At 68.5% G+C, this 6580-nt stretch carries 8 protein-coding genes; 7 read left to right on the top strand and 1 reads right to left on the bottom strand.

Going from position 1 to position 6580, the window contains the following annotated elements; genetic code table 11:
- Window positions 1–838: thiamine-phosphate kinase (gene thiL, locus ACLF6J_RS03095; protein WP_421076824.1), on the top strand; the 838-nt coding region annotated here is incomplete at its 5' end.
- Here the strand turns inward: thiL and rsmD are convergent.
- Window positions 808–1425 (bottom strand): 16S rRNA (guanine(966)-N(2))-methyltransferase RsmD, encoded by a 618-nt coding sequence (rsmD, locus tag ACLF6J_RS03090; RefSeq protein ID WP_134353638.1) that lies wholly within the window; start codon window positions 1423–1425, stop codon window positions 808–810. The two genes, thiL and rsmD, sit on opposite strands and share 31 nt — an antisense overlap.
- A 61-nt stretch (window positions 1426–1486) precedes the next feature.
- Here rsmD and ACLF6J_RS03085 point away from each other — a divergent pair, with 61 nt between their 5' ends.
- The 6 genes from ACLF6J_RS03085 to mutM all read left to right on the top strand — a co-directional run bounded on the left by ACLF6J_RS03085 (window position 1487) and on the right by mutM (window position 6580).
- Entirely contained in the window at window positions 1487–3661 is a 2175-nt protein-coding gene (locus tag ACLF6J_RS03085) for an ATP-dependent DNA helicase RecG (RefSeq protein WP_134353639.1), read from the top strand.
- Window positions 3662–3691: 30 nt separating this feature from the next.
- The gene (coaD, locus tag ACLF6J_RS03080; protein ID WP_047523955.1) at window positions 3692–4189 is read left to right on the top strand and encodes a pantetheine-phosphate adenylyltransferase; all 498 of its coding nucleotides are present in this window, start codon (window positions 3692–3694) and stop codon (window positions 4187–4189) included.
- A gap of 71 nt (window positions 4190–4260) precedes the next feature.
- Entirely contained in the window at window positions 4261–4809 is a 549-nt protein-coding gene (locus ACLF6J_RS03075) for a YceD family protein (RefSeq protein ID WP_134353640.1), read from the top strand.
- A 2-nt stretch (window positions 4810–4811) separates the two neighbouring features.
- Window positions 4812–5021 carry a 50S ribosomal protein L32 gene (gene rpmF, locus ACLF6J_RS03070; RefSeq protein ID WP_017830754.1) on the top strand — a complete coding sequence of 70 codons (210 nt, stop codon included), beginning with the start codon at window positions 4812–4814 and terminating at the stop codon, window positions 5019–5021.
- Window positions 5022–5031: 10 nt separating this feature from the next.
- Window positions 5032–5724, top strand: coding sequence for a ribonuclease III (gene rnc, locus ACLF6J_RS03065; RefSeq protein ID WP_047523957.1), 693 nt, complete (start codon window positions 5032–5034; stop codon window positions 5722–5724).
- The gene (mutM, locus tag ACLF6J_RS03060; protein ID WP_134353641.1) at window positions 5717–6580 is read left to right on the top strand and encodes a bifunctional DNA-formamidopyrimidine glycosylase/DNA-(apurinic or apyrimidinic site) lyase; all 864 of its coding nucleotides are present in this window, start codon (window positions 5717–5719) and stop codon (window positions 6578–6580) included. Before rnc ends, mutM begins: the two co-directional genes overlap by 8 nt.

Genomic DNA, 6580 nt, shown 5'->3' with positions numbered 1-6580 from the left:
CCCCCCCCCCGACACCCTGGTGCACGGACCCGACTTCCGCCTTGCCTGGTCGAGCGGATACGACCTCGGCTGGAAGGCCGCGGCCGTGAATCTGGCGGATGTCGCTGCGATGGGCGCACGTCCGACGGCACTCCTCGTCGCGTTGGCCGTGCCCGCCGATCTCCGACTCTCCTTCGTGGAAAGGCTCGCAGACGGCTTCCGGGACGCCTGTGACGCCCTCGCGCCCGGTTGTGCGGTCGTCGGAGGGGATCTGACGGTGTCGGATGTGCTGACGGTCGCTGTGACGGCGCTCGGAGATCTCGAAGGCAGGGCGCCGGTGACCCGCAGCGGGGCGCGTCCTGGCGACGTCGTCGCGGTGGCGGGAGAACTCGGCCACGCCGCGCACGGACTGGCGGTGCTGTTCGGACGCTTTCGTGACGGAGACGTACCGGTGGCGGTCGACCCGGCGATGCTCGCCGCAGGGGAGAGCGCGGCGGTGGCCGCGCAATTGCGCCCCTCTCCGCCGATCGGACTCGGTGCGGTCGCCGCAGCGGCCGGCGCCAGCGCGATGATGGATGTGTCGGACGGGCTCGCCCTCGACGCCCGGCGGATGGCTGCGGCCTCCGAGGTCACCATCGCGCTCGACCGCGAGACGCTCGGTGATGACCCCGAGCGTGCGATCGCCGGTGGCGAGGACCATGCGCTGCTCGCGACTTTCCCCGCGGATGCGCTTCCGCCGGGCTTCCGTGCGATCGGACGGGTGCTTCCGCGCGGCGAGGAGGACCTGCTGTGCGACGGTTCGCCGGTCGAGGTCAGCGGGTGGGACCCCTATCGCGACTGGGACTCGGTCTCGGGCTGAGCGTCGGACGTCTTCGGCTCGTCGTCCGCCCGGGGCTCGGCCCACCAGAGGGCGGTGTCGCCGTAGGTCTTCTCCCGGAACAGGTCGAGGCCGGCGGCGGGAAAGTCCGGTGGCGTGGATCGGCGTGCACGTTCGACCACGACGACGGCATCGGGGGACAGGAGCGGCGCGAGCGCGACGAGATCCGCTGTCATCGCGGCATCGTCGAGGTCGTACGGCGGATCGCTGAAGACCAGATCGAAGGGGCCGGTCGCCCGCTGCAGGAACGTGCGGACCGCGCCCTCGTGCACACGGCCCGGCGCCATGCCGCCGGCCTTCGCCACGGCCGCGGCATTGCGGCGCACGATCGCGGCAGCCTGCCGTCCGCGCTCCACGAACTCCGCCGACGCCGCGCCCCGGCTCAGCGACTCGAGGCCGAGAGCACCGGAACCTGCATACAGGTCGAGGACCCGGGCTCCGTCGATGGCACTCAGTGACTCGAGCGCGCCGAAGAGCGACTCACGCACACGGTCGCTTGTGGGGCGCGTTCCCGCACCGGGTACGTCGAGTCGAGTGCCCCTGGCTCTGCCCGCGATGATCCTCGTCACCCGTTCACGATACGACAGCAGCGGTACGGCCGGTGTCGGTCGGGTTCCCTAGACTCGGAGCATGTCGCTCTCGCTCGATTCCTCGCTGGAGGACGCGCTCGGCGCGGCGTCTGCCAAGACGCTCGGTCGTGCGTTCGCCATGCGGAGCGTCGGTGACCTCCTGGCGCACTACCCGCGCCGGTACGCCGACCCGGGTGAGCTCACCCCGATCCGTGATCTGCCGCTCGGGGAGACGGTGACCATCGTGGCAGAGGTGCTCTCATCGAGCTTCCGGCGCATGCGCAACCGTCCGGGAGCCATGGTCGACGTGGTGATCGGAGACGGCATCGGACGCATGTCGCTCACGTTCTTCGCGAAGAACGTCGGGGCCGCGGAATGGCGCTCCAAAGATCTCGCCGTCGGACGGCGGGGAGTGTTCTCCGGAAAGGTCGGAGAGTTCAACGGAGTGACGCAGTTCGCGCATCCGGAGTACGAGCTCTTCGACGATGAAGACTCCGCGCGGCGGAGCGCAGACGCGCGTGCGGCTGTTCCCATCCCGATCTATCCGGCCACCTCGACGATCCAGACCTGGCAGATCGCCCGGCTCATCGGACGGGTGCTGGACGACCTCGCCGAGGTGCCCGACCCGCTGACGAAGGACATCCGCGAGAGCGAAGAGCTGCTCACGGCCGGCGAGGCGCTCGAACGTATCCACCGCCCGCGGACGCGCAACGACATCGATCCGGCGGTCCGCACTCTCCGGATGCATGAGGCTCTCATTTTGCAGACGGCGCTCCTGCAGCAGCGGGATGCGGTCCGGGCGCTCTCGGCGACGGCTCGTCCAGCCGGTCCCGGCGGACTCCTGGAGCGCTTCGACGCGGCGATGCCCTACACGCTGACGCCCGATCAGGAGACGGTCGGCGCGCAGATCGCGGCCGACCTGATGGGATCCTGGCCGATGAACCGGCTCGTCCAGGGTGAGGTCGGTTCGGGTAAGACCCTCGTCGCGCTGCGGGCGATGCTGCAGGTCGCCGAGAGCGGAGGCCAGGCCGCTCTGATCGCCCCCACTGAAGTTCTGGCCGGCCAACATCTGCGTTCGATCGCGAAGATGCTGGGCCCGGAACTGGCGCCGCTGCTGATGCCCACGCTGCTGACCGGGCAGCTTCCCGCTGCCGAGAGACGCAAGGCCGCCCTCCGGGTCGCCTCGGGTCAGGCGCTCATCGTGGTCGGCACGCACGCCTTGCTGGGGGAGAAGACCACCTTCGCCGATCTCGGCCTCGTGGTGGTGGACGAGCAGCACCGCTTCGGCGTCGAACAGCGTGAGGCACTTCGCGCCAAGGGGTCGAGTCCGCACGCACTGGTCCTCACGGCGACGCCGATCCCGCGAACGGTGGCGATGACGGTGTTCGGCGACCTCGACACCTCGGTCATCCGGACGATGCCGGCCGGCCGTGCAGGCATCGAGTCCTTCGTGGCACCGCTGGCCGAGCACCCGGGATGGTTCAACCGGGTCTGGGAGCGCGCGGCAGAGGAGATCGCACAGGGCCGCCAGGTCTTCGCCGTGTGCGCCGCGATCGATACCGCCAAGAAGACCGCGGAGGCCGGTGAGCAGCCGCCTCTCGCCCCCGATGGGGCCTCCGGCCCCCGGTGGGGGGTGGTGCAGCTCGACGAGGCGCTGGCGACGCATCCGACGCTCGGCGGGATCCGTCGTGCCGTGCTCCACGGCCGGATGCCTTCGGAAGAGAAGGATGCGGTGATGCAGGCGTTCGCGCGCGGTGACATCGATCTGCTCCTGGCGACCACGGTCATCGAGGTCGGCGTCGATGTGCCGAATGCATCGACGATGATCGTGCTCGATGCCGACAGGTTCGGTGTGTCCCAGCTGCATCAGCTGCGAGGGCGCGTCGGCCGTGGCGGCGTGCCTGGTCTCTGCTTGCTGGTCACCGAAGCGGAATCCGGCTCCCTCGCGCGGGATCGCGTCGACGCGGTCGCGGCGACGCTCGACGGGTTCGCACTGGCAGAGGTCGACCTGGAATTGCGCGGCGAGGGCGATGTGCTCGGCGCGGCGCAAGCCGGGGTGCGTTCCTCGCTGAAGCTCCTCCGTGTCGTGAAGGATGCGGGTCTCATCACCCGAGCGCGTGAACTGGCCGAGACGATCCTCGTGGCCGATCCTGCTCTCGACGCGCATCCGGGCCTGCGTGAGGCCATCGCCCGCCGCGTGAGTGACGAGGACCGTGCGGCGCTCGCGAAGAACTGAGGTGCGCGCGAGGTGCCCTAGGCTGGTGGCATGAGCAGCAGGATCGCCGTCGTCCCGGGTTCCTTCGATCCGCCGACCCTGGGTCATCTCGATGTGATCCGTCGGGCCGCGGCCCTGTACGACGAGCTCCACGTGCTCGTGGTGCACAACCCGGGCAAGGAGGCGATGCTCCCGATCGCACAGCGCCTGTCGCTGCTGGAGCGTTCGATCGCCGACGACGGGATGTCGGGGAACATCGTGATCGGGTCATGGACCATGGGTCTGCTGGTCGACTATGCGCGCGATGTCGGCGCCGGTGTGCTCGTGAAGGGCATCCGCTCCCAGATCGACGTCGCGTACGAGTCTCCGATGGCGATCGTGAATCGGCACCTTGCCGGCATCGAGACCGTGTTCCTGCTGCCCGATCCCTCGCATGCGATGGTCTCGAGCTCCCTGGTGCGTCAGGTCGCTTCGCTTGGCGGCGACGTCGCACCGTTCGTTCCGCCGGCGGTTGCCGACTTCCTCGACACGGGCGCCCGCGGAATCTGACCGCCGTTCCTGAGTACGGGCTCGGCGCGACCCTGGGGCGACCCGAGTAGCATGGCGGAGTGCGCTCTCGAATGAACGGTCCCTTCGTGCTCCCCGTCCGCGACATCGTCCGGCGACCGGGGGAGATGCGTGAACACGAGTTCTCCGTGGCTCTCAAAGAGGCATGGGGAGAGGGCATCGTGACGTTCGAAGCCGGCTCCGAGATGGCCCTCGACGTGCGGCTGGAGTCCGTTCACGAGGGGATTCTCGTGTCCGGAACGGCCGATGCAGAATACGTCGGCGTCTGCGGCAGATGCCTGATCGACATCGCCCGGCCCGTCGAAGTCGAGTTCCAGGAGCTTTTCGCGTATCCTGGTGAGGAAGAAACTGACTTCGAGGTTCAAGACGACCACGTGGATCTTGAAACTCTCGTCAGGGATGCGGCCGTATTGTCGCTTCCTTTTCAGCCGGTGTGTCAGCCGGATTGCCCGGGTCTCGACCCGAAAACGGGTGAGCGACTGGCCGTGAGCACCGGAACGGAGCAGGTGGCTCCCATCGATCCTCGATGGAGTGCGCTCCAGAACATCACAGACCAAGACGGCGCGGAAGAATCTCGCGCCGCCGAGAAAGAAGAGAGCTAGTCATGGCTGGTAACCCCCCGAAGCGCAAGGTTTCCCGTTCGAACACCCGCTCGCGCCGCGCGCAGTGGAAGGCGGCTCCCGTCGCCCTCGTCAAGACCATCGAGAACGGTCAGGTCGTCTACAGCCGTCCGCACCAGGCGAAGGTCGTCACGGACTCGCAGGGCACCGAGCTCTTCCTGGAGTACAAGGGCCGCAAGGTCGCCGACGTCTGAGTCGCGAACCGTGACGGAGGTCCCCGGGGGGACGAGACCTCTCCCAGATAAGCTCCGCGTCGAGATCGACGCGGAGCTTCTGGGGTTGGCCCTCACCCACCGCTCCTACGCGTATGAGCACGGCGGGATACCGCACAACGAGCGCCTGGAGTTCCTCGGCGACTCGGTGCTCGGGCAGGCGGTGACCGTCATGCTGTTCACCACGCACCCGGACCTCGACGAGGGTGAACTGGCGAAGCGACGTGCGAGCGTCGTCTCGACCGTCGCACTTGCAGAGGTGGCGCGGGGGATCGATCTCGGCAGTCACCTGTTGCTCGGACGCGGAGAAGAGCAGACCGGTGGTCGCGACAAGGATTCGATCCTCGCCGACACCATGGAAGCGGTGATCGGGGCCACCTATCTCTCCGCAGGACCGGATGCGGCCACGGAACTCGTGCTGCGTCTCACGAAGCCGCTGCTCGCCGACCCGGAGCGCTACGGCGCGGCGATGGATCCCAAGACGAGTCTGCAGGAACTCGCCGCCCGCGTCGGTGCGACGCCGCCCCAGTACTCGATCGAGGCGAGCGGTCCCGATCATGACCGTCGTTTCACGGCGACCGTCGTGGTCGGTGACGTGACCATGACCGGCACCGGCAGCAGCAAGAAGACCGCGGAGATGGCGGCTGCCCTCAGCGCCTGGCGCACGCTCAGCGCGCGTGCCTGAGCTCCCTGAAGTCGAGGTCGTCCGCGCCGGCCTCGCGCCGGCCGCTGTCGGATCCCTGATCACCTCGGTGAGCGTGCTCGATGAACGCGCGCTCACGCGGCACTCCGCCGGCGCCGAGGATTTCGTCGTCCGGCTCGAGGGGCGACATTTCGCCGCGGCCTCTCGCCGGGGGAAGTTCCTCTGGCTTCCGCTCGATGATGACGACTCCGCGTTGATCGCGCACCTGGGGATGAGTGGGCAGATGCTCCTGCGCGCGCCGGAGGCTACCGCGGAGCGACACGAACGTGTGCGCATCGGCATCGAGCATCCCGAACATGGCGAACTCGCTATCGTGTTCGCAGACCAGCGCACCTTCGGCTCGCTCGCGGTCGACGCCCTGGTGGACGACGGCGGTTCGAGGATTCCGACCCAAGTCGTCCACATCGCCCGCGACCCGCTCGATCGCCGCTTCGACGACGACGCCTTCCGCGCGGCGCTCGCCCGGCGTGGCAGCGCGATCAAGCGGGTCCTCCTCGATCAGGGCGTGGTGAGCGGTATCGGCAACATCTACGCCGACGAGTCCCTCTGGGCGGCGCGCATCCACCCCGAGACCCCCGCGGCCCGCCTGTCGACGCCGTCGGTGCGCAGACTGCTGGCCGAAGTGCGCAGCGTGCTGGAGAAGGCACTTGCCGAGGGCGGGACGAGTTTCGACGCCCAGTACGTCAACGTCAACGGGCAGGCGGGTTATTTTGCTCACTCCCTCAACGCCTACGGGCGACAGGGAGAACCCTGCGCACGATGCGGCACGAGTATCCGTCGTGTGTCGTTCATGAACCGCTCATCGCATTTCTGCCCGTCCTGCCAGCGTCGGCGCTGA

Source organism: Microbacterium sp. IO18 (assembly GCF_049099505.1).
In the GTDB taxonomy this organism is placed as follows: domain Bacteria; phylum Actinomycetota; class Actinomycetes; order Actinomycetales; family Microbacteriaceae; genus Microbacterium; species Microbacterium aurugineum.
This window is presented reverse-complemented; position numbering and strand designations above follow the sequence as displayed.